This is a genomic window from Pararhodobacter marinus (assembly GCF_003122215.1).
GTDB lineage: Bacteria > Pseudomonadota > Alphaproteobacteria > Rhodobacterales > Rhodobacteraceae > Pararhodobacter > Pararhodobacter marinus.
Map to the genome: position 1 here is coordinate 25,164 of NZ_QEYD01000014.1, position 20,672 is coordinate 45,835.

The 20,672-nt window shown below is 61.1% G+C and carries 14 protein-coding genes and 1 pseudogene; 8 read left to right on the top strand and 7 right to left on the bottom strand.

Annotated elements, in window-relative coordinates; genetic code table 11:
- Positions 1–70: 70 nt before the first annotated feature.
- Positions 71–2,299: a glycosyltransferase gene (locus C4N9_RS19280; protein WP_109534990.1), complete on the bottom strand. Its 2,229-nt coding sequence runs from the start codon at positions 2,297–2,299 to the stop codon at positions 71–73.
- The gene (locus C4N9_RS19285) at positions 2,296–3,363 is read right to left on the bottom strand and encodes a lysylphosphatidylglycerol synthase transmembrane domain-containing protein (protein WP_168192293.1); all 1,068 of its coding nucleotides are present in this window, start codon (positions 3,361–3,363) and stop codon (positions 2,296–2,298) included. The genes C4N9_RS19280 and C4N9_RS19285 overlap by 4 nt, the downstream gene beginning before the upstream one ends.
- Before the next feature lie 156 nt (positions 3,364–3,519).
- On the opposite strand from C4N9_RS19285, the gene corA reads away from it, so the two are divergent.
- Complete coding sequence (corA, locus tag C4N9_RS19290; RefSeq protein WP_109534992.1) at positions 3,520–4,491, top strand: magnesium/cobalt transporter CorA; 972 nt, start codon at positions 3,520–3,522, stop codon at positions 4,489–4,491.
- A 30-nt stretch (positions 4,492–4,521) separates the two neighbouring features.
- Positions 4,522–5,355, top strand: coding sequence for an undecaprenyl-diphosphate phosphatase (locus C4N9_RS19295; protein WP_245902635.1), 834 nt, complete (start codon positions 4,522–4,524; stop codon positions 5,353–5,355).
- Between the two features lie 48 nt (positions 5,356–5,403).
- Here C4N9_RS19295 and C4N9_RS19300 read toward each other — a convergent pair.
- Positions 5,404–6,024: pseudogene (locus C4N9_RS19300) on the bottom strand (exopolysaccharide biosynthesis protein).
- 206 nt (positions 6,025–6,230) lie between these two features.
- Here C4N9_RS19300 and C4N9_RS19305 point away from each other — a divergent pair.
- Together C4N9_RS19305 and C4N9_RS19310 are read left to right on the top strand one after the other, a co-directional pair.
- Positions 6,231–7,196, top strand: a complete 966-nt coding sequence (locus tag C4N9_RS19305) for a calcium/sodium antiporter (protein ID WP_109534993.1) — start codon at positions 6,231–6,233, stop codon at positions 7,194–7,196.
- Positions 7,197–7,203: 7 nt separating this feature from the next.
- Positions 7,204–8,685 carry an alkaline phosphatase D family protein gene (locus tag C4N9_RS19310; RefSeq protein WP_425440806.1) on the top strand — a complete coding sequence of 494 codons (1,482 nt, stop codon included), beginning with the start codon at positions 7,204–7,206 and terminating at the stop codon, positions 8,683–8,685.
- Positions 8,686–8,993: 308 nt separating this feature from the next.
- Here C4N9_RS19310 and C4N9_RS19315 read toward each other — a convergent pair whose 3' ends face one another.
- The 3 genes from C4N9_RS19315 to C4N9_RS19325 are packed head-to-tail and all read right to left on the bottom strand — an operon-like array spanning position 8,994 to position 13,909.
- Positions 8,994–10,976 carry a type IV secretory system conjugative DNA transfer family protein gene (locus C4N9_RS19315; protein ID WP_109534995.1) on the bottom strand — a complete coding sequence of 661 codons (1,983 nt, stop codon included), beginning with the start codon at positions 10,974–10,976 and terminating at the stop codon, positions 8,994–8,996.
- Positions 10,969–13,320, bottom strand: a complete 2,352-nt coding sequence (locus C4N9_RS19320; protein WP_109534996.1) for a relaxase/mobilization nuclease domain-containing protein — start codon at positions 13,318–13,320, stop codon at positions 10,969–10,971. Before C4N9_RS19320 ends, C4N9_RS19315 begins: the two co-directional genes overlap by 8 nt.
- Positions 13,307–13,909: a helix-turn-helix domain-containing protein gene (locus C4N9_RS19325; RefSeq protein ID WP_109534997.1), complete on the bottom strand. Its 603-nt coding sequence runs from the start codon at positions 13,907–13,909 to the stop codon at positions 13,307–13,309. The genes C4N9_RS19320 and C4N9_RS19325 overlap by 14 nt, the downstream gene beginning before the upstream one ends.
- Before the next feature lie 562 nt (positions 13,910–14,471).
- Between C4N9_RS19325 and C4N9_RS19330 the strand changes: the two genes are divergently transcribed.
- The 4 genes from C4N9_RS19330 to C4N9_RS19340 all read left to right on the top strand — a co-directional run bounded on the left by C4N9_RS19330 (position 14,472) and on the right by C4N9_RS19340 (position 17,447).
- Positions 14,472–15,191, top strand: a complete 720-nt coding sequence (locus tag C4N9_RS19330; RefSeq protein ID WP_109534998.1) for a ParA family protein — start codon at positions 14,472–14,474, stop codon at positions 15,189–15,191.
- A 10-nt stretch (positions 15,192–15,201) separates the two neighbouring features.
- A complete protein-coding gene (locus C4N9_RS19335) occupies positions 15,202–15,858 on the top strand; it encodes a hypothetical protein (RefSeq protein ID WP_109534999.1) in 657 nt (218 codons plus the stop codon).
- A 151-nt stretch (positions 15,859–16,009) separates the two neighbouring features.
- On the top strand, positions 16,010–16,180 hold the full coding sequence (locus tag C4N9_RS21990; protein WP_168192290.1) for a hypothetical protein: 171 nt from the start codon (positions 16,010–16,012) through the stop codon (positions 16,178–16,180).
- 148 nt (positions 16,181–16,328) lie between these two features.
- Complete coding sequence (locus C4N9_RS19340) at positions 16,329–17,447, top strand: Fic family protein (protein ID WP_109535000.1); 1,119 nt, start codon at positions 16,329–16,331, stop codon at positions 17,445–17,447.
- Between the two features lie 139 nt (positions 17,448–17,586).
- Here C4N9_RS19340 and C4N9_RS19345 read toward each other — a convergent pair whose 3' ends face one another.
- On the bottom strand, positions 17,587–20,670 hold the full coding sequence (locus tag C4N9_RS19345) for a type III restriction-modification system endonuclease (RefSeq protein WP_109535001.1): 3,084 nt from the start codon (positions 20,668–20,670) through the stop codon (positions 17,587–17,589).
- Positions 20,671–20,672: the final 2 nt, after the last annotated feature.

A 20,672-nucleotide genomic window follows, 5' to 3' on the forward strand; every position in this document is an offset into this window, starting at 1 on the left:
CACGCCCGAGAAAAGGCGCCGCGCGCTGCGAGCGTTGATCCACCAACTCATGACGCAAAGGTGATGCTGTTCAACTGGAACGCAGGGCCCCGTTTCTTTTGGACTTTGAGCGTGCACCAATCGCGGTCTGGTAAACCCGCGCAATATCAGTCGAGAACCGTTCGACGGAGTGTTGCCGGGCCTCTTCCAATGCAGCCCGCGCCATCGCATGGCGCTCGGAGCGGTTCACGAGAAGCGCATGAACGGCATCGGTCCAAACCTCGATATTCTCTTCGGTCAAAACCCCGGTCCTCCGATTCTGCACGAAGGCGTCCACGCCGCTGGCATTCACTGCAACAACGGGCAAACCCGCCGCCATGGCCTCCAAGATGACCATGCCCTGGGTCTCCGATGTGGACGCAAAGACGAAGAGATCGCTCAGACCGAGATAGTCCGGGATATGATGCTCCGAGACAGACCCGACCAGGCTCACCTCCGAGGTCAGATCCTTGTCCCGGATGGTCCGGGTCAGATGCGCCCGCTCCTCGCCATCCCCAATCACAAGAAGACGAAAGGGGGGCGCGTGGCGGTCCTTGAGTTCCCGCATCGCCGCGATTAGGAAGTCGAGATTCTTTTCCTTCGAAAGCCGCGACACGGTGACCAATATTTTCCGACCGTCCGGGTTGTGTCGGGACCGGAGCGCAGCAAGTTGGCAAGGTTCCTGTGGCAGGAATCGCTCGATCTCTACTCCTGTCGGGTGAACATGCACGGGCCGGTCCACCCCGATCAGCCGCACATAATCCCGCGTCACCGGCGTCGGAACGATGATCTCGTCACAGCTGTTCGCGAAGCGCCGCACGAGCCAGTGCGCGATCACGTTGCGAAAGAGGACACCAGGCAGGGGGATCGTATGCGCATACTGTTCCAGCCTCGTGTGGTAGGTGAAGATTGCCGGGACGTTCAGCCGACGCGCCATGCGATGCCCCAGAGACCCGAGCCAGAAGGGATGGTGAAGGTGGATCACGTCCGGCCCGAACTGTCGGACCGCCTGCCACGTCCTAGGATGCAGCGGATTGGCGACACGGATAAGGCCGCCCGCTTCAATCAGTGCCGGAACGCGCACGACGCCGGTCTCTTCGACGTGCTGGCCGTAGGCGGGTGCGACCACCAGCACCTCGTGTCCGAGCTTTTCCAACCCTTTTTTCAAGCGATCGACAGAGATCGCGACACCGCCGATGAACGGCAGATAGGTATTGGTGAACATCACCACCTTGAGCGGGCGGCCAAGGTCGACGGCGACACGGCTATCGTAATCGGGATAGTAGCGCCGTTCCCGGAACAGGCGGTTGTAGAGATACATGCCGGCGATGACGAAAGCCGAAAAGATGAGTAGGAAATTCAGCCAGCCGACATAGAAGAGCGAGTATACGAAGAACCAGAGTCCCTCGATCTGTCGCATGAGGGGGGTGGGCGCGGTATCGACCCGCATCATCTCGACACTGATGTCGCCCTCGCTGATCGACACTTCGAGGTAGTGGTAAAAGCTCGCATCGTCGTTGAGAACAAATCCGCCCGCTCCTCCGGTGACGATATGTCGGACCCCGCCAACGGTTTGATCGGAGAACGTCGCCGCCCCCGCCGAGACCACCATATCGACGCCGAGATCCGATAGCAGAGCAAGGAGTCGGTCGCGGTTCGTACTTTCCGACCAGGCACCAACATCCGGTTCGAAAAGCGTCTCCTGCTCAGGGGGGACGAGAGGATGACCCACGAAGACCAGCACCGGCTTAGGGCTATCCACCTGAAGGATGTCGCGCAGCCATCGCTCTTGCCAGTCTGTCGGCGTGCGCCCGGTGGCATCGAGAAACACGAGCCGTGCCTGCGGCAGGGCAAAGGAATAGAAGTGTGGCCCGAACCGCTGATAAAACCGAGCGCTTCCGAACTCCTCGTACTCGTTCTCCCCGAATGTCAGAAGATAAGGAATATCGAGATGCGACAAGGTCCCGAGGAGCGCCCGGTATTTGTCCTCGCCGCCCCCGCTCACGAGATTGCCGGCCGATACGACGAAATCCAAACCGGACGAGTTGACCCGAGGGATGATCTGCCGCTCAAGGACACCAATCGAATTGTTGCCTTCTCCCACCACCGCAAACCTGAGCGGACGATCCCCCGCGACCTCGGCCTCGATAGCTTCAATCTGCCCGACAAGAAGAGCGCTGGAATCCGGCGCCGATGCGTAGAGATAGACGCGGTATCCCGCGATTGTCAGTACGATTGCAAGGTTTGCATAGAAGAAGAGAGAGAGTAAGGCACGGTTCATCCTGGCTGCACTTTCCGCCGAAGGACGAGGATCGAGACGATCGTTCCGATCGCCATGCCGAGATAAATGGTCAGGAACCGCCACGCAAAGATGACAAGCAGAAGATCATCGGGGGCCATGCGGCCTGCCATGAACCCGGCGAAGGCCAGTTCTGCAAATCCAGCACCGCCCGGGGTCGGCGCGAAATACATCAGGAACGTGACCACTGACAACGTTCCGATGACCGTCAACCAATCCACGTCATAGTCGAGAAGTTCCAACAAGAGTGCCGGAAAAGCGAAAAGCGTCAGCAGAAACACGAGCGTGCAAGCTACCGCCGCAAGGGCATAAAGACGCGATCCCCGGACGAAGCGTGCAAAGCTTGCCGAGAATTCCGCCGTCTCGCGTTGCACCGCATTGGTCCAGCGGTCCCGTCTATCTGCGCCCAGGATACCAATGCGAGAAGCAAGCGCGAGAAGTCGGCCGAGTAGTATTGCGATCCAGTGGGGGCGGCACAGCACAATCAGGAAGCCAACGAGATAGAGCACGATGAATCCTGACAGCGACTGCAGGGTGATCCTTGCAAATCCGTTCGGCGAAGATCCCGGGTGCAAAAATTGAAAGAGCGGGGCGACAAGGAAGATCGCCAGCATGGCGAGAATGGTCCGGATCGTCGTCGCCGCGGCCGAACTACCAACGGCCACGCCATGCCGTTGCAGGTACCAGACCTGCGCAAAACCACCGCCAGTCGCAAGGGGCGTCACATTCGAGAAAAGGATGTTGATGAACACAAGGGGGAAAATCTCGCGAATTTTCACCCCGGCTCCGATCGTGCGCAGGACGAAGAAGAGCCTCAGCCCGTCAAACACAAAGTAGACCGCCAGAAAACCGAGGATCAGGGCCACAGCTTGCGGCTGGATCAGCCGTGCGTCAAAACGTGGAAGTTCACCTCCGAACATCGATGAGACCAAGACAAAGCCAGTCGCTGTCAGGCCGATGAACAAGGCGGCCGAAACAAGCCAGGCTGATGGCTTGCCCCAGAGGGTCGCCTGGCCATTCTGGCGCTGTTGTTTCTCTTCCTGCACTGGATGCCCCTCGTATCGTCTTTCGGCAGATATCCCCGCTGGAACCACAAAACAACAACAACCCCCTGTAATTCTCTGATCTAACGGCTTATTTGCCAACAGAAACGGGGTGCGCGCGGCACCTCGACACTCATCGGACCGAGGGGGACTTAGCCCGTGATCACAGCATATGTGCATGAGGACGGCAGGCTTGTCCGCCACGAGGGGCTGCCGAAACCCGACGCGACCGCTGTCTGGATAGATCTTCTCAGCCCAATAGGCGACGAGGAGGCTCAGATCGAAGGACTGCTCGGTATCGACGTGCCGACCAAGGAAGAAATGGAGGAGATCGAGATTTCCTCCCGTCTCTACACCGAAGATGGCGCGCTCTTCATGACGGCGATTCTGCCTTCACATGCCGATGGCGATGACCCAGAGATGTTGCCCGTCTCCTTCGTGCTTTCGAACAAGACGCTCGTCACGGTCAGGTATCACGACCCCCGCGCCTTCACGACTTTTCCGACGCGGGCGGCCAAGGTTTCCATGGGCTGCGAGACCGGCGAAGGCGTTCTCGTCGCGCTCCTCGAGGCCGTGGTCGACCGTCTCGCCGACATCCTTGAACGCGACGGCCGGGAAATCGATGCGATCTCCCGCCAGGTGTTCCGCCGCTCGAACGGCACGCCCACGAAAGCGCAGGATTTTCAGGCAACCCTCGAGTCCATCGGCCGCAAGGGCGACCTGACCTCCAATATCCGAGACAGTCTTGTCACCCTTGAACGCGTCGCAGGGTTCCTCGGTCAGCAATCCTTGCAGATGAAAAGCCCGCGGGAACTGCGCGAACGGATCAAGACGCTGTCACGCGACATCCGTTCGCTTGCGGATCATGCAAGCTACCTCAGCCAGAAAATCACTTTCCTGCTCGATGCGACTCTCGGCATGATCAACATTGAGCAGAACGCGATCATCAAGATCTTCTCGGTGGCCGCGGTCGTCTTCCTGCCGCCGACCCTGATCGCCTCGATCTACGGCATGAACTTCGAGCACATGCCCGAATTGGAATGGCTGCTCGGTTATCCTTTCGCCATCGGGCTGATGATCTTGTCGGCAATCCTGCCTTACGTCTATTTCAAGCGCCGCGGCTGGCTGTGATCTGCGCATCCCGCAAGGCCGTATGATGCCATGAACGAAGAAGGTATCCCGCTGCTGCAACTCGTGGTGCTCGCCATCGTGCAGGGCATCACCGAGTTCCTGCCAATCAGTTCCTCGGCCCATCTCATCCTCGTGCCGGTCTTCACCGGTTGGGTCGATCAGGGGTTCGCGCTGGACGTGGCCATGCACATCGGAACGCTTCTGGCGGTCGTGCTGTATTTCCGGCGCGACGTGGCCATGCTGTTATCGGGAGCCATCGACGTTGCCCGCCGCCGCACCACGCCCGCCGCCCGACTTGCGCTTCAGATCGCGGTGGCAACGCTGCCCGTGGTGATTGCCGGATTCCTGCTCAAGGACCGGATCGAAAACGACTGGCGCAGCCCCGTATTGATCATGGTCACGACCGCCTTGTTCGGCGTGCTGCTCTGGATTGCCGATCGTCGCGCTGACCGTTCGGAGGGCACCGTCGCCGGGCTGAGTTGGCGAGACGCTGCTCTGATCGGGGCCGCGCAGGCGTTGGCCCTAGTGCCAGGCGTCAGCCGATCAGGCATAACGATGACGACGGCACTGCTTCTGGGGCAGCGTCGGCCCGAGGCAGCGCGCTTCTCGCTGCTGCTGTCGATCCCGACCACGGCGGCGGCAGGGTTTCTTGGGGCGATGGACCTTATAGGCACGCAGGACGCTGCCTTGCGGACGGACGCGCTGATTGCCGGTGGGCTTGCCTTTGTGAGTGCGCTTGCGGCGATCGCAGGACTGATGGCATGGCTCCGCAGGGCAAGCTTCACGCCCTTTGTCATCTATCGGCTGTTGCTGGCGGGAATATTGGCAGCCATGCTGGCACTCGGCTGGCTGCCGCCTGCCTGAGCGCCCCTCTGCCTTGGTCTGAGATGTCTGGCGCAGCCGTTGTCGGAGTCAGTTGATCATCGCCTCGGCGCCGACGCCAAGCGATATGAGGATAGTCGCCGTCAGCAAGACCGACGCACCGCCGAAGACAAGGCCGAAGGTCGCGACCAACCCGTCGCGTTCGACGAGGCCGACACCGACGATGAAGAGCGAGATTGCCGGAAACCAGCCGCTGAGAGGCACCGGCAGGAAGAGCGCGAAGGCAATGACAAACAGCAGAAGCCCAAGTATCCGCTCGTGCCGGGGCGCGAAGATCGCGGTGTGGCGTGGTGTCAGAACGCGCTCGAGCCGTCGCGTCAACGGTCTAAGACGAAGAACCGTCCATCACAACTTGACCGGGTCAAGGCGCAGGCGCGAAAGGGGACCGGGAAGCCTGACATGCCGATAGCCCAACATCATCTGGCCCGCGGTCACCAGAAGCGGCAGGGCTGTGATCAGCGATGACCCGGGCGGCATCGGAAGCAGTGTCAAAAGCGAGAACACCACGATCGCCCAGCCAAAGGATGCCTCGCCAAGTGCGGACAGCAGGTTCCCGAGGGTCAGCGTGCCAGCCCGGTGTTGACTGCGAGAGGAGCGCAGAATCGGCATCGACAGCGATGGTCGTCGTCGTATCTCGTCGCCGCGCTGCATCGGATTCCCTTCATATGGATGTCACGGATATCAGGTCGCGGGTGGGCATTTGCAATCTCAGGGCAGGCCTGGCGAAGAACAAACACCCATAATTTCGACGCAAATCCCTGCCAGCAGTTCCTTTTCTTGAGCAAAGACCCTAATTCAAGCGAAAGTCGCGCCCACGCCGGGTCGCTGGCTACGATTGCAAAACGTCAGGATCCTCGATGCTTCACGACCTCCTTCTTGTGGCCGCCGGCCTTGTTCTCCTTTTCTTCGGCGGCGAGGGACTCGTGCGTGGGTCTGTTGCGATAGCGGAGCGCCTCGGCATCTCGAAGCTTCTTATCGGGCTGCTCATCGTCGGGTTCGGCACCTCGACGCCGGAACTCCTTGTTTCCGTCAATGCGGCACTGGACGGTACGCCCGAAATCGCACTTGGAAACGTCGTTGGGTCCAACATCGCCAACGTTCTGCTGATCGTCGGCGTGGCGGCCGTGATTACGCCGATCCTCGGTTGGGACCGCACGGCGGTGCGCGAGGCGCTGGTGGCAACGCTTGTCTCGCTGGCGGCTTTCGCGCTGGTGCAGGGCGAAGTCATCACCCGGATGGAGGGCATTGCGATGCTTGTTGTCCTCGCAGGCTACCTGTTCTCCAGCTATTGGCTGGAAAAGCGGGATCGCGAGGCGAAGACGTTTCAGCATGAGGCGGAGGAATTCGAGGAAATTCCACTTTCGCGACCTTGGCTTGCGCCGGTTCTGGCCATCGGCGGCATCGTCGCCCTGGTGTTCGGAGCGGACATGCTGGTCGAGGGGGCGGTGAACATCGCGCGTGATTTTGGTGTGCCCGATGCAGTGATCGGTCTTTCGCTCGTTGCCATTGGCACTTCGCTGCCGGAGCTTGCCACCGCTATCGTCGCCGCGATCCGGCGCCATTCCGACGTGGTGCTGGGCAACGTGATCGGTTCGAACATTTTCAACATCCTCGCGATCCTCGGCGTTACGGTCGTGATCCAACCCATCGAAGTAACGGCGCGGTTCCGTGACATCGATACGCCGGTGATGTTGGGGGCCGCCCTGCTGCTTCTGGCGTTGCTCTTTGCCACGAAGTCGATCGGTCGGCTCTGGGGTGCGCTGATGCTGGCCGCCTATGCCGCCTATATCGTGTTCCTGTTCTCGAACGGCACGGGAGCGTGACGCACCCGTGAGCCGTCCGTTGCAAGATGTCGCGACAGGTTCGACACATGCGGGAGTGCCCTTTCGGATCACATCGCCCATTGGCCCCGTTCTTTTCCTCGACGATGTCGCAGGCAGCCAACTGCTGCTGTCCGCACTGTTCATCACTGCGGGGGACGATGAGCCGCCGCCGATCGCAACTGCGGCGGGCGAGACGCGCGCCACACGGCTGGCCGGCTATGACCATGCCCGCGTCTGGCGCGCGCGGTTCACGCTCCCAGCCGACCGCGCGTCCGACTATCGCTGGAACGGCACGACCTACGCGGTCGCCGGTGACCTGACCGGCGATATGCGTCTGGCCTATGTGTCCTGCAACGGCGAGGAAGTGGGAGACATGGACCGCGAAGGTTCCGAGCGGAACGCCATGTGGGAAAGGCTGAGGAGCGAACACCAACGCCGTCCCTTCGCGCTGATGCTGCACGGCGGCGACCAGATCTATGCCGACGAGGTGACCGATGGGCACAATCTCAGCCATGACTGGCCGGAGCATATCCCGCGCGACCCCTCCAGCGCGGCGCTGGACGACTTCCGCCATCACCTGCGCGAGCGCTTCCTCGAACGCTATGCCGCTCTCTACGCCGCGCCGCAGTTCGCCTGGCTTTGCGCGCGTGTGCCGTCACTCATGCAATGGGACGATCACGATATCTGCGACGGATGGGGCTCGCTCAGGCGGTCCCGCACCTATTCGCCGGTGGGGCAGACCCTGTTTGCGGTCGCACGCGAGAGCTTTCTGGTGTTTCAGCAGGCGACAACCGATGGCGACCTGCCGATGCGCTTCGCCGACCCAGAAGGACAGCATCTGGGCTGGGCCGTCCATGGCCCCGACCTGCGCATCCTCGCGCCCGACCTCCGCTCCGAACGCACACGTCGCCAGATCATGGGCCCGGGCGGCTGGGCGATGATGGAGGCGGAGGCGCAGCACGAGGTCGAGGGCCACACCCTGCTGATGTCGAGCGTGCCACTCCTCGGCCCCCGGTTATCACTCTTGGAAGCTCTCATGGTGGTGATCCCGCGGATGCAGAAATACGAGGACGATCTGCGCGACCAATGGCAGAGCCGTGCTCATCGCGAGGAATGGCGCCGGATGCTGCGGCTGGTTCGCGACCTTGCAAGACGGGACGGACACGACATCACGGCGGTCTCGGGCGAAATTCACCTGGCGACACGCGCCGTCATGGACCTCGGCGGCGGGTTGCACCTGAACCAGCTTGTTGCCTCCGGAATCGCCCATCGCGCGCCCCCAAAGGGCTGGGCACGATTTCTGGGAGCCTTGTCATGGTTGGCCGAAGACCCATTGCCCGAGCACCCGATCCGCGTGGAGCGCCTTCCCGGGCAACCCGGCAGATACATCGCCGAGCGGAACTATCTGGTTCTCGAACGGACTGCCGGGAACTGGACCGCGCTGTGGGATCTGGAAGCGAGCGGTATGACGGAGGTAATGAGCCTGTAGCGATTTCGCCGATCTCCGGCAAGAATCCCAGTTTGGTTTGCAACCCTGTCGCGTCTCTCGCGCATGCCATCCTAAGCGGCTTCACAACCCAAATATATCAAAACCTTAATGGATGGAGGGCGTTCGGCCCCAGTCCCGCTCCCCCCACAGTCGGCCGCCGGATCGAACTCAGGAAGCTGATGTAGGCTTGCCATAGAGGATCGGATCGACTTCGTAGCACCCGGGGCTGGTAGGACGTATCGATGTGCAATCTGTGTGCAAGTCCCAGTGGGCCCGGACGACACTGTCCGCGAAGCGGCCATCATCGCTCATCCATGAACTTCGATGATCGACCGCGTCGTCTGAACAGCTGCCGCCAACTCTGACCTGTTCGCCCCTCTGATCCCGAGTCCCGCCAGATCGAACGACAACTGACCTAACCCACCGCCACCCGCTGCTGCACGAGCGGCTCTACCTCGCGCCCGACCTGATGGCGCTGGCTGCGGATCCTGCGTCTCCGTTGCAGGTGGCTCAACGGTCATCGACGAGGACGCAGTCCCAGACCCCTGCGCCCCCGCGGTCGTCCTTACCTCCTGCAGTTCCTGCTTCAGCTTCTCCACCGTCTCCCGCGTCTCGGTCATCTGCCGGTCCCGCCGCAGCCCGTCCTCATCGGGGTACGGGAAACTCCCCGCCTGACCGGCATGCAGCACCTTTAGTGCCGGGTCCTCGAAGTATTTGATCCGCCGCGCCCGGATCGGCATCTGCGCGTCGATCACGAGGATCACCTCGTCGAGGTCCATCCGTCGGGCCTGATCCTCGGTCAGAAGCGGCGTATCCTCGGTCCGCTCGGAGACGCTGCGCCCCTCGAAGGGGTTGCGCCCGACCGCGCGGGACCGGGTGATCACACGCTTGGTGGTCTTGCCCACGGCCTGGCTTAGCTCTTCGATGGTCTTCTGCTCAGACGGGGTAAGGTAGAGCTTCACGCCAGCACCGCCCTGAAGCGACCGGCGGGTGTTCTCGCCATAGATCTCGTCCAGCGCCGGAATGGTCTGGGTGACGATGGCGAGGTTGCCGCCAAAGGATCGCAGCGTCTTGATGCTTTCGGCGACGATCGGCATTTTCCCAAGGCGGTCGAACTCATCGAGCATGATCATCACGGGCCAGGGCTCGTCGTCCCCCGGTTCTTGCGCCTGCAGTGAGGCGATCAGGTCGGAGAAGAACAGCCTGATCAGCGGGGCCAAGGGCCGGATCATCTCAGACTCGACCACGAGATAGATCGCGTGGGGGCGACGCCGGATGTCCCGGAAGGAGAAGTCCGAGGTCGCGGTGGCCGCGTCGATCGCACGGTTGTCCCAGGTGTCGAGACCCGAAGTCATCAGGAGCGACAGGTAGGAGGTCAGGGTGTCATTGTTGGTCGAGGCCATGCGCTCGAAGATCAGCTTGGCCGACTTGTTCTTCACCTCTTGCGCGCGCTTGAGGTATTCCTTTTGCTTGTCGCCGCCCGAGGCGGTGATCCGGTAGATCTCGCCGATGGTTGGCACGCCACGCTCGAAGGCCAGAAGGCCGGCCGCCACGAATAGGTCGATGCCCCCGGCCAGAAGACCGCTCAGCTTTTCGTTATCTGTCTGCAGGAAGAGCTTGGCGGTGAGCTTCAACTCCATCTGCTGCCGGTCGGGATTGGTCATGGCCGCGATGCGCGCCAGCGGGTTGTAGCGGTGCGTCGGCCGGTCCCAGTCGGTCGGCGCGAAGCGGAATACCTTGTCGCCCATGCTGGCGCGGAAGCGCGAGGTCTCGCGAAAGTTCTCGCCCTTTACGTCGAGCACCACGGCCGAGCCTTTATAGGTCAGAAGGTTCGGGATCACGAAGCCCACCCCCTTGCCCCGACCCGTCGGTGCCACGATCAGCGCATGCGGGAAGTTCTTCGACACAAGAAACGGGCGTTTCGATTTCGGGCGACCAAGCTTGCCCAACAGGAACCCACCGCCCGGTTTGGCAAAAAAGCCGTTGCGCTTCATCTCTGCCTTGGTCTGCCAATGTGTCGTGCCGAACCGGGTCAGCGCCTCGCCCAGAAGCGTGACGCTGAGCAGCAGTGCTGCGACGCCAAAGCCGCCCAGGATCAGGTTCACCCAAAGGAAGTCCTTCGGGGCGGTGGCCCCAAGCGCGCGGTATTCCCGCGCGAGCAATGTGAAATCGATGCGCTCGGTCGACAGCCCATAACGCAGGATCAGATAGCCTGTGGCCACGACGTAGCCGATGGCGAGGCCGACCAGCGTCAGGCTGAGGATCCCGCCCGCGATCTTGCCCTTATCCATGGGTGATCCCCTTCTCGCCATGGGTCGCCGCGTGACGCGCGCGCTGCGCCTCGATCTGTTCCTCGGCCAGGGCATCCAGAACCCGCTCCATGGCAGGGCCGTGGGCGGTCACCTCGCTGCTTTCCAGATAGACCTTGGCGAGTTCCAGCTGCCGCAGCGGATGTTCGGTGAACTTGTCCAGCACATCTGCATGGCCGGCGCGCAGGGCGGTGACCGCGTTTGGCGTGAGGTTTCGGTCGACCTGCTCGATCAGGCGCTGCCCAGCTGTTTCGGAGAGAGCTGTGCCATCCTCGGCCTCGGCCCGCTGGAGGAACGTCATCACATCAGGGGCGGTCTCAGCCATGAAGCGCCGCTCGGCATAGTCTTGCCGCGCTTGATCCTCGATGTCGAAACTCCGCTCGCTGATATAGGCGCGCGACGCACCCATGGCGCGGAGGCGGTTGATTTCCTCCTGCACCGCCGTCCCGAATTCTTCATCGGGCATTTCCGCGCGGTAGCGCGCGAGGGTGCGGTCATCTTCGGTGATCGGACCGAGATGTTGCGTCGGATCGCGCAGAGCCAAGTCCATATCGCCCGCGTGGAGCCTGCGATCCTTCTCCTCGACGGCGAACTCCTGCGGCTTGCGGCTGTCGGTGATCTTGTCCCATGCCATGGAGGCCAATTCGGCATGATCGGGCGAACGCTGTGCATAGGCGTTGAAGGCGGCGCGGGCTTCTTCCACTTCGACGGCACCGGCCCTGCGCACGGACGGGTCATCCGAGAACGGATGAGTGAAATCCGTCCGTCGGAAATGGGCAACCAGCTGCTGGAAGTCCTGCCGCTCGGACGGGGCGAACACGTCCGGTCCCGCGTCGTCGAGATCGCGGCCCAGTGACGTCAGACGCTCGGCGAGCGAGACCTCGGCATCCTCCGCCTCATCGACATCGTCGACCGCCCGCAAGATGCGCGCATCGGTCAAGGTGTCGCCCAGGCGGACGTGAACGGCTTCCAGCCGGTCCAGCGCTTCCTCGCGATCCTCGCCCTTCTCCAGATCGAGGTCGCCCGCAGTGGCGATGGCGCGCAGATCCTGTGCCAGCCACTGGCGCTCGAGGGCTGCATTGGCGGCACCCTCGCGCATGCGGGCGGCGACGGCCTCCGGATCGATGCCCGTGCCCTGCAGCGCCTCCGTAAGCCGTGCCTTCACATCCCCCTCGTCGAGGCGTTCGAGTTGGTCTTCGCGCATATTGGCGCGCGCATAGATACCGTCTGGGGAGGGCGCATCAAGCAGCGCGGCCGAGCGGTCCCCCAGCGGATTGAGATGTGCGACCGAGGCCAGCACATCGGTAAGCTTGCGCTCGATTTCTGGCCGCTCGGTTGCGGGCGCCCGGTCGATCGCCGCTTCGATCTGACGGATGTTTTGAGAGAACTCGGTGATCAGCGTGTCAAACGCTGTTTCGTCTTGGGACATATAGATGGCTCCGTCAGATTGGATCTGACCGCCAGTGGCAAGGATGGTGCTGGCCCGCTCGAGAGCCTCGGCCACGTCATCGAAGTTCGACCGGGACGCCTCGGCAGCCAGACCCCGATAGGTCAGCGCGTTGCGCGCCACCGTCTGCAGAGCTGCGGCGAGATCAGCGCCTGTGCGCTGGCGCTCGACCGGCGGCCGAGCTTCGTCACGGGCCTTGTAGACCTCGTCGATCTCGGCGCGATAGGTCGTGACCCCCCGGTCAAGACGCCGTGTCGCTTCGAGCCGGATCCCGTGGACCTGCGCCGCCTCGACCATCGCCGCCCGAAAGGCGTCGTAGTTGAAGTGGTGATCCTTCCCGAGAAAGAACATTTCGCCATCCTTGCTGCGGCGGTTCAGAACGATATGCGCATGTGGATGCGCGCGATCTTGGTGTATTGCAGCAATATAGTCGAATTGCGACCCCTCACCTTGAAAGAACTTCTCGCAGATGGTCTCGGTGATCGCGCGCACCTCCTCACCGCTGGTGCCGACGGGAAAGGCCATCAAGAGATGCGAGGTGTGGCCGAGCTTGGGGCTGTGCCGCTCACCCCATTGGTTCTCAAATCGGCGTACGACCCGGTCGATCTCGGCCTCGGTCAGGGTTTTCTTACCGTCATGGATGCCACGACTGTCGAGGATGTGGCTCGACTTGGTGGTGAGATACGTCATCTGGGCCTTGAGCTGCGCACCGGTGTGGCACCCGCCTTTGGAAATCGGCTTGAAGATGGCCGGCGAGTAGCCGCGCGCCGCCCGAACCATCTGCGCCTTCTTGGCCAACCCCTGCCAACTGCCCGAGACCCGGCTCCAGTCGCGATCGAAGAGGGCGGGCCCGATACCGCGCGCCTCACTCCGCGCCATGCTCGGCCACCTGCTCCGCTTCCTGCTGCGCCAGACCAGCGAGGGCCTTGGTCACTTCGAGGTCCAGTTCGCGGCGGCGCGCACGGAACATCTCCTGGATCTGGTCGGCCATGTCGAAGACGAGCACCGCGAGATCGCGGATCTCGGCATGGCTGGCGGGCGTATAGGGCAGCCGCTCGCCCTTGAGCTTCGCCTCATTCAGGCGGCGCGCGACCTGGTTCACGTTGTTGCCGACCCGGTTCAGCGCCGCGCTCATCCCTCTCAGCTCATCCGTCATACCCTCATCCGGGCGCAGGAGATCGTCTGCGGCCAGCATCAGGGAGCGCATGGCATCCGAGCGATGCGCAATCCCGCGCCGCGCGAGAGCAGCATCGAAGCCGCGAAGGTCGCGGTCGGTGACGCGCATGGTCAGCACGCAGGTACGGCTGTCGTTGGCGGAGACGGCGGAACGTCCTCGGCTGAGGACGTTGTAGACGGTCTTGGGCGAGACCTTCAGCACAGCGCTGATCGCACTGACCGAGACGCCTTTCGCCCGTTCCCGGACGATCTGACGGCGCTCCTGATCGGTCAGTCTGCGACTGCTGCCCATGTGAAGTATACGTTCCTATTTCTTGCCACCTTCGTACAAGCCCGCCTTCTCCCAGCACAAGCGGAGAAGGCATTAAGGGCTTGTACTCAATGTAGAAAATTGGCCCACAGGGCCGATTTGACGTCCTTTGTCAAATGCAGCGCGCAACGCGCTCAATGCAACGCGCCCCGCGTTCCCTGCACCGTGCATCACGTCTTATGCACGGTGTCTTTTGCGCTCTGCAGCGCGTCTTCGGGCAAGTGGGACGTGTCGATTGCAGCCCGCATCGCGCGCCCCTCACAATGCACGGCGTCGCGTGCACCTCGCGTCGCGTTCCGCGCTTCACGTGCTTTGGTGGATGCCGAATGCAGCACGTCTTTTGGCAAAAGCATCGCGCAACCTGGATCGCGGCGTCTGTCCCCTGCGCCCCGCTGTCTGCTCGCCGCAAAACGCGCAACGGCGAATGCATCATGCCCACCGCATCGTGCATCCCGCCTTCCGCTTGACGCCGATGCACCAAGAGGTTAGCGACATTATTGCATCTTTGTAGCGATTCACTATTCTTGCAGGAGGTCCACCCCCCATGCCCAACGACAATCTCGTGGTCATCGCCGCGATGGCCCGGAAAGGGGGGAGCGGCAAAACCACGCTCTCGCGCGCCCTGATCAGCGCTGCCGTGGCTGCCGGGCGTCGGGTTCTGCTGATCGACACTGATAGCACCGGAGTGCTTGGCGCCTGGCACGAACGAGCTGAAGCGGCGGGTCTGGGGTCGCCTCTGCTGCGGTCAATCTCGGTCGAGAGTGTCGGGGCCGTCGATCGCAAGATCGAGCAGGTCTATGATGCGGACTCGGCGGATTTCGTCTTTATCGACACGGCAGGCGTCGGCGCGGAATGGTCGGACGGGATCGCGGTTCTCGCCGATCACATTGTGACGCCGGTCATGCTCTCGACCTCGGATCTCGATGTTGGCGCGCAGACCGCCGACTGGTTCGAAAGGTTGCGCGCGCGCGTCGATGACCCGGCGAGCTTGCCGCGCCACCATGTCGTTCTGAACATGGTCGACCCGAAGGCCACGCGCGCGGATGCCGCTTTGATCGAAGCGGCGATCGCCCGGTTTCCCGTGGTCGAAACGGTGATGATGCGCCGCAACGTCTACAAGGAGATGGACGAGAAAGGCCTGCTTCACGCCATCGCGCTGCAAAAGCAGGCCGATCCAAACCCCCTCATGCGCCCACATGTCCGTCATGTCGTCGAGGCCCTTGAGGAGGCCACCGACATCCTCAACAACATCTTGGCTGCGTGAGGACAGGGCGTTGAGAAAAAAGATCCCAACCATCACCCGGCCCGACCCAGCCTATGCCGCGTCCCTTCGGCCGGAGGAGGAGAAAGACCCGGGAAGGGAAGAGGCGGATCGGGAAGAGACCGTCCTGATGCCGATGAGCATGACGGCAGACGTGGCGGATGAAGATCAAGCGCCGGTGCCAAGCAGGCCTTCCGTGCCTTCGCCGCAACCAAGCCCGGAGACAACAACAGAGATCATAACGGCGCCGACGGCGTCGCAGCCCAGGGTCCGACGCATTCCGGCCACCCGCAAGATCGATATCCGGGTGAACGCGCTGGAACGGCAAGAAGAAGCCCTCATCGACTGCGGCGTCGATCCCGCCCATGTCATCCGGGCCGCCCTGCGCCGTGCCGTGAAGACCTGGCAGCTGGGGCCAGAGTTCGTCCCACCATCCGAAGAGCAGAGAACGCGGATCACCGAATGGCGCGCGCGCACTTCACTGGCCGTCGATGCCAATGCGCTGACTTCCATCCTGCACGCCCATGACCCCCTCGATGTGCTCAGCAAGTGGGCCTTGATCCGCGGCCAGATCGAGCCGCGCGTCTGGACGGAGATCGACATACTTCTGGACGAGATTGCCGTTCGCGCTGCAGCGCAGAATACAGAAAATGATACGTCAACAACCTGACTATAAAGACAACTTGTCCTTTTGTCGGTGGGTTTTTGCCGAAGCTACCGCCCACACCTTGCAGTTGCAGAAACCTGTCGTTAACACCGCCGACAAGAAATTTTTGACCTCCCTTTAACCAGTTATGAGGTCCAGAAAGCAGGAGCGCGTCATGACCCCAAAACCCCGCCTCACCGGCGAACCGATCATGCGCATCCTCTGCAAGAAGACCGACATTCTGGTGGGCTTCCTCTACCAATGGAACAATGGCGATCTGCAGCCCGCGTGGCTGGACGATGCTTTGGCCGAGGTTCGCTACGAACCAATAAACGACGCCGCCTGACCTCTGTCTGATCGGATACAGTACGGCTGATCCGGGCCGTTACATGGAGATGTGTCCAACCTTTGGACTCGTTGGTGGTGCATAGAACCCACTTCCATAAATCATCTATTTGCCACATAGTGAGTTATAGAAAGGGGTTCTATAGCTCATGCGCTGGAACTGGACACAACCCGACTGGCCGAACTTTCGCTATGACCGCGCTGCGATCGAGCCACTCGAACGGCGATTTCTGCTGTCCTCAGGCGAAATCCTTGGTGCGGTCCGCCATGTGACAGGCGAGGAGCGCGACCGGCTGCGCATTGAGCTTCTGAGTGAGGAGGCGATGCGGACGAGCGCCATCGAGGGCGAGGTTCTGGACCGGTCCAGCGTCCAGTCCTCGTTGCGGCGGCAGTTCGGACTGACCACGGAGGGCGCACCATCAAAACCCCGCGAGCGGGGCATCGCCGAAATGATGGTCGATGTCTATTCGAACCACGCGGCCCCTCTGACCCACGACACGCTCTCTCACTGGCACGGCATGCTTCTGTCCCATGACCGCGGCCTCGAGACGATCGGTGCCTACCGCCGGCATGACGACGCGATGCAGATCATCTCCGGCCGCATTGACCGACCGACGGTGCATTTCGAAGCGCCGCCATCGGCGCAAGTCCAAGGCGAAATGGACGTGTTCGTCGACTGGTTCAACCGCACGGCGCCAGAGGGGTCCACGCCATTGCCCGCGCTAACGCGCGCGGCACTTGGGCATCTGTGGTTCGAAAGCGTCCATCCATTCGAGGACGGCAATGGCCGCTTGGGCCGCGCTCTGGCTGAAAAATCCCTCGCGCAGAATATCGGCCAGCCGAGCCTGATCGCGCTGGCTTACACGATCGAACGCGACCGCAAGGGTTATTTCGACCAGCTCGAAGCCCACCAGAAAACGCTGGATGTGACCGCGTGGCTTCTGTGGTTCGGCGAGACGGTGTTGAACGCGCAGCAGGTCACACTGACGCGGGTTGCCTTCTTCATCGCCAAGGCAAAGTTCTACGACCAGTTCTGCGATCGGCTGAACGACCGGCAGGCCAAGGTGATCGAGCGCATGTTCCGAGAGGGGCCCGAGGGGTTCAAGGGCGGGCTCAGCGCCGAGAATTACATCGCCATCACCGGCACATCGCGCGCGACCACGACCCGGGATCTTCAGGACCTGGTCGAGATGGGCGCGCTGAACCGGACCGGGGAGCGGCGGCATACGCGGTATTGGCTGAGCTTGGGTGAGGAGAGAAAGGAGTGAACCCTGGGCAAAAAGGGATTCGTTTATGATACCATATCATTTAAAAACATAAATTTGCATTGCAGGGCACCCAGATCGACAAACGGGAAATAATCGGTTTACCGACAGCAGAGAACTTGAGGCAGCTACTGCGATTTCTTTACCCTACATGCTTAACCAACGCCATCAGCTCAGAGTAGCTGGTAACCACATCGTACTTGACGCTGTTGTCATTTATCCGTCGACCGATTTCGTCAAAGAACTTTCGCGCACATTTGATCTTGGTCTGTTCCAGTTCACGCATCTTCATCGAGGGGAGGTCAGACTTTGTCTCTGCGACGAAGTAGAGATGTTTGATACCGCCTTCTTTGAACGCGATCGCCCAATCAGGGTTGTAGTCCCCAACGGGTGTCGGGATCAGGAAGCCGCGTGGCAGTTTGGAGTAAACGACAACCTCTGCGCTTGTATCGAGATCCCTGACAAAGTCGCGCTCTACCTTTGAATCCACGATAGCATAATCATAGACGTGGTTCTTCAGCTTCTCGGTCGCCTTCTTGAAGTCGTTGCCCGTTTCGCCCGCCGTGAACAGCTCGGAATCATAGCGCTCTTCAACCGCATCGTAGGTCAGCTTTTCGATGATCGCGGTTGCTTTTTGCTCTTGGATCAAGTGCGAGGCATCAGCGATGAATTGTTCAGGGTTCTTGGCGAACTCACCAAATTTTGCCGGTTGGATCCCCGCCAGGATTTCGCCCACGGTCTTGCGGGTCAGATCGGTATTCTGTGCGATGGAACCAATGACGTCGTATGACACGCGAGAATGCGCGCTCTTGCCACTCTCGGACCGAATTTTCCCCTGCACGAAGGCACTACCAGCCCTAAGGCTCTCATCAGTGACATCATCGGACAAGGCACCCTCTGTCACCAGATATTGCAGCGGGGCAACCTGAAGGTCGCGTTCCAACCGGTTAATACAGCTTTTAACCAATGCGACGCTGTCGAACTCGACCTGATAGACGGCCTTTCGGTTTATCCTGCGCCATAGCTCTTGAAATTCCTTCCGCTGGAAATTTTCATTCAGCCGATTTCGCTTGGGGGTGCGCCCATCGCTGAACATGTCGTCGATGGCCCGGCCATTGAACACCGTGTCGATCAGCGCGAAGACGGCATCGCGGTGCGCTTCCAGTTCTTCGGGAAGCTCTGCGAGCTCCTCTGCCTTGCGGGCCTCATGATAGGCAGCGGTGATGTGGCCATCTTCATCGACATAGTCGCTCTTGATCAGGAAGCGCTCCAACTTTTTGGCAAGCGATTTGTCCAAGACCAACTCCAGATCGCCGGTTTTCAACGTCTTGCCGTCAAAATACTCGGCATCCGCCTGCTTGGGTCGGGCCGACAGGTTCTCGACGATCTCCTTCTGCAGGGCCGTCACGAACCCCTTGTAGCTTTCCGATGCGACCACGGTCAGCACGTTGATGTCATGCACGGTCACCGGATGATCCATCCGCTCGCCATTGCGATTGACCGCGATCCGCAGACCGCGCCCGACCTCCTGACGGCGTGAGATGGTGTTCTGGCTCTCATTGTGCTTGAGCATGCACATCACAAAGACATTGGGGTTGTCCCAACCTTCACGCAGGGCCGAGTGGGAAAAGATGAAACGTGTGGGTTCCTCGAAGGACAGCAAACGCTCCTTGTCCTTCAGGATCAGATCGTAATCACTCGGTTCGGTCGATTGGCCTGCCAACTCACCACGGGCGGCGGCCTTGGGGTCCGTCATCCGCCCCTTCTTGTCGATCGAGAAATACCCACGATGGGTCTTGGCCACCTCGATACCGGCCAGATAGTCGCGATACTCCACATTCTCCAGCGGCAATTCAGCAAGAAGCTCCTCAACCGCCTGCTCGTATTCCTCCTCGAACACCCTGGCATATTCGCCCTGCTCGTCAGCCTGGTCGTAGTCACGATACTTCACCACCTCGTCGATGAAGAACAGCGACAGCACCTTGATCCCGCGCGCGAACAGCACCTGCTCGCGTTCCAGGTGGGCCGAGATCGTCTCGCGGATCTGAATGCGCCGGATATCACGTTCTGTCACATCGCCCGACGCCTCACCTGCGTGCAGAACATCACCATTGGTGAAATGCACCGTGTCATCGCGGGCATCGATATTGCTGACAACGAAATCCTTGTAGACCTCCAGCCCCTTGGACAGATCGAACAGGTTGCGCCCCTGTTCCAGCTTGCGGGCGACACGTTTGATCCCGCTCTGCATCTTGACCTCGATATCCACCCAGGCGACCGGCGCGGCGCTTGAGGTCTCGATCCGGTGCAGGAACAGATAGGGGTTTGTCCCGCTCAGGCCTTTGGTTTCCACACCGCGCACCTTGATCTTCTTGACCAGCTTCCTGTTGAAGGCATCCACCGCATCCAGACGATGCACCTTGTTGTGAACGGTTCTGTGCGTCGCCGAATAGCGCAGGATGAACAGCGGGTTGAACAGCGGTAAGCTTTTTTGCGTCGCTGGCCCTTCCATTTTCTGCGGCTCGTCCAGGATCAGGATGGGGCGGTTCTTGGCGATCACGTCGATGGGCTTGCGCGACTGGAAATCGTCCAGCTCGTCATAGATCCGCCGGTTATCCGCCCCTGACGCGTTAAACGCCTGAACGTTGATCACCATCACGTTGATGCCCGCGTCCGACGAAAAGCTCTCCAGCTCGTGCAGCCGCTTTGAATTATAGACGAACGCCCGGACCTTCTTGCCGTATTCCTGCTGGAAATGCTCAGCCGTCATCTGGATCGACTTGGCCACCCCTTCGCGGATCGCAACACTAGGCACCATGATGATGAACTTGGACCAGCCATAGCGCTTGTGCATCTCGAACATGGTCTTGATGTAGACATAGGTCTTGCCCGTGCCTGTCTCCATCTCGACGTCGAGGTTGATCTGCGCGCCGGGCTTGTAGCTGGCGGGCTTGGTCTTGCCCTTGTCATCGGTGTGATGCGTCAGGCTGTCCGACGGGGGCAGCATTGCACCGCGCTGCACCTTGCGGATGTTCTCCAACAAGACATCCTCGGGCAGCTTGACGGGTGCGTTGCCAAAACCCTCCACCTCCATCTTGGCCTGCCGGTCTGCGCCGGGGTCGATGGTGTATTTCAGAACATCCTGCCGGGGCTGGCCCTCAAAGCAATCGACTACCGCATCGACGGCATCGGTCTGATAGGGTTGCGACTTGAACTTGATCTTCATGA

Bases quoted from the DNA above. Each gene is read 5' to 3' on its own strand.
- C4N9_RS19280 (WP_109534990.1), bottom strand. From the start codon at position 2,299: ATGAACCGTGCCTTACTCTCTCTCTTCTTCTATGCAAACCTTGCAATC.
- C4N9_RS19295 (WP_245902635.1), top strand. From the start codon at position 4,522: ATGAACGAAGAAGGTATCCCGCTGCTGCAACTCGTGGTGCTCGCCATC.
- C4N9_RS19305 (WP_109534993.1), top strand. From the start codon at position 6,231: ATGCTTCACGACCTCCTTCTTGTGGCCGCCGGCCTTGTTCTCCTTTTC.
- C4N9_RS19315 (WP_109534995.1), bottom strand. From the start codon at position 10,976: ATGGATAAGGGCAAGATCGCGGGCGGGATCCTCAGCCTGACGCTGGTC.
- C4N9_RS19320 (WP_109534996.1), bottom strand. From the start codon at position 13,320: ATGGCGCGGAGTGAGGCGCGCGGTATCGGGCCCGCCCTCTTCGATCGC.
- C4N9_RS19325 (WP_109534997.1), bottom strand. From the start codon at position 13,909: ATGGGCAGCAGTCGCAGACTGACCGATCAGGAGCGCCGTCAGATCGTC.
- C4N9_RS19330 (WP_109534998.1), top strand. From the start codon at position 14,472: ATGCCCAACGACAATCTCGTGGTCATCGCCGCGATGGCCCGGAAAGGG.
- C4N9_RS21990 (WP_168192290.1), top strand. From the start codon at position 16,010: ATGACCCCAAAACCCCGCCTCACCGGCGAACCGATCATGCGCATCCTC.
- C4N9_RS19340 (WP_109535000.1), top strand. From the start codon at position 16,329: ATGCGCTGGAACTGGACACAACCCGACTGGCCGAACTTTCGCTATGAC.
- C4N9_RS19345 (WP_109535001.1), bottom strand. From the start codon at position 20,670: ATGAAGATCAAGTTCAAGTCGCAACCCTATCAGACCGATGCCGTCGAT.